The following is a 1,968-nucleotide window of genomic DNA, read 5'->3' on the forward strand; positions in this document are numbered from 1 at the left end:
GGGGTGGCACGGGCACCGGCGGCCGGGGAGGCCCGGGGGGCGGTAACGGCAGGCGGTCCGGGCGGCGGCGGGCCGGACGCCGGCATCGCGCGCTCCGATGGTCCGCGACGACCCTCGCGGTGCTGATACTCGGGACGGCCGGCGCCGGATACCTCTATTACGAGCACCTGAACGGCAACATCGAGAAGGGCGAGCGCAGCAGCGGCGACTCCAAGGCGCACAAGGCCGAGCCGAACGCGGCCGGACAGACGCCGCTGAACATCCTGCTGGTCGGCTCCGACAGCCGCGCCTCCGACGCCAACGTGTCGCTGGGCGGCGGCAGGAACCACCGCGACAACCCGCCGCTGGGCGACGTGCAGATGCTCATCCACCTGGCCGCGGACCGCAAGAGCGCCGCGGTCGTGAGCATCCCCCGCGACACCCGGGTCGACATCCCCGAGTGCACCGACCCGGACAGCGGCGAGAAGTACCCGGCGACCAACACGATCATCAACGAGTCGCTGGGCCGCGGCGGCGCCGGCTGCACCCTGGCCACCTGGGAGAACCTCACCGGCGTCTACATCGACCACTGGATGACGATCGACTTCGCGGGCGTGGTGTCGATGGCGGACGCCGTCGGCGGGGTCGAGGTCTGTGTGAACCAGAACGTGTGGGACCGCCCGCTGCCCGGCGTGCCCGGCGGCTCGGGACTGAAGATGGAGGCCGGCCGGAAGAAGGTGCAGGGCGAGCAGGCGCTGCAGTGGCTGCGCACCCGGCACGCCTGGGGCAGCGACCTGCTGCGGGCCCGGGCCCAGCACATGTACATGAACTCGATGATCCGCACCCTGAAGGGGCAGAACGTCTTCACCGACACGGGCAGGCTGATGGACCTGGCCGAGGCTGCCACGAAGTCCTTGACGGTCTCCGAGGAGATCGGCACGGTCAAGAAGCTCTACGACCTGGGCATGCAGCTCAAGACGGTGCCGACGGACCGCATCACCATGACGACGATGCCCACCGTGCAGGACTCGCGGAACGCGAACCACCTGCTCCCGGCCGGCGACGACGCGGAGCGGATGTGGGCGATGCTCCGCGACGACGTCTCCTTCGACGACAAGGGCGCCAAGGGCGGCGGCAAGGACACCGGCACCGGCACCGGCACCGGAAAGGACGCCGGGAAGGACAGCGAAAAGGGCTCCGGCGAGAAGCCCTCCGAGGACTCCGCCGCCCCCGACTCCGAGATCGGCGTCACCGTCCAGAACGCCACCCGCTCCGCCACCCTCGGCCCGGTCGGCGGTCGTGCGGGCGCGATCGCCCAGGCCCTCGTGCGGAAGGGCTTCGGCAAGGCGACCAAGGACACCTCGGCCGCGCTGTCCGAGGAAAGGACCGTGGTCCGTTATCCGAGCGCCGAGTTGGCGGGTGACGCCCTGCGCGTCGCCGAGTCACTGGGAATTCCGGCGAGCGCGGTGCGGAAGTCGGCCGACGTGTCCGGGATCACGCTGGTCGTGGGAGCGGACTGGCGCTCCGGCACGTCATACCCGGAACAGAAGACGCCCGAGGCCGGAGACCTGCCGGACAACAGCGACGCCATCAACGGCTCGGACACCAGCAAGTGCATGGACGTGTACAAGCCGTACCGATGGTAGGAGTTCCGGAAAATAGGAGGGATTGCCCTGTTGTAGGGGAGTCGAATTTGTCACCGGTGTCGTTCGACGCTGAACTGGACGGATAGTGTGAGCGCTCCGGTGCCCCCGCCGCGAGGTCCGCCCTGGCGTCGTGCACATGTTGACCCTTTATCGTGCGCCTTCCGGCAGAAGGTGCCGCGTGGCCCCGACGGAGGATTGGGAGACCGTGGACGCGCAAGGACGTGGGCGGGCAGATGACGTCGATCCCGCAGATCAGTGGGTACTGAATCCGCGCACCGGTGAATACGAACTGCGACTGCCCCCTTCCGCACCGCAGTCACCCGTGCCGGGCCCCCGCGGGCCC

General features: G+C 69.6%; 1 protein-coding gene. It reads left to right on the top strand.

Going from position 1 to position 1,968, the window contains the following annotated elements; genetic code table 11:
- The coding region (locus EBH09_RS14390; RefSeq protein ID WP_238697310.1) for an LCP family protein at positions 1–1,625 on the top strand (1,625 nt) is incomplete at its 5' end.
- Positions 1,626–1,968: the final 343 nt, after the last annotated feature.

The sequence above is a fragment of the Streptomyces sp. E2N166 genome, from assembly GCF_003671715.1.
Classification (GTDB): domain Bacteria; phylum Actinomycetota; class Actinomycetes; order Streptomycetales; family Streptomycetaceae; genus Streptomyces; species Streptomyces thinghirensis.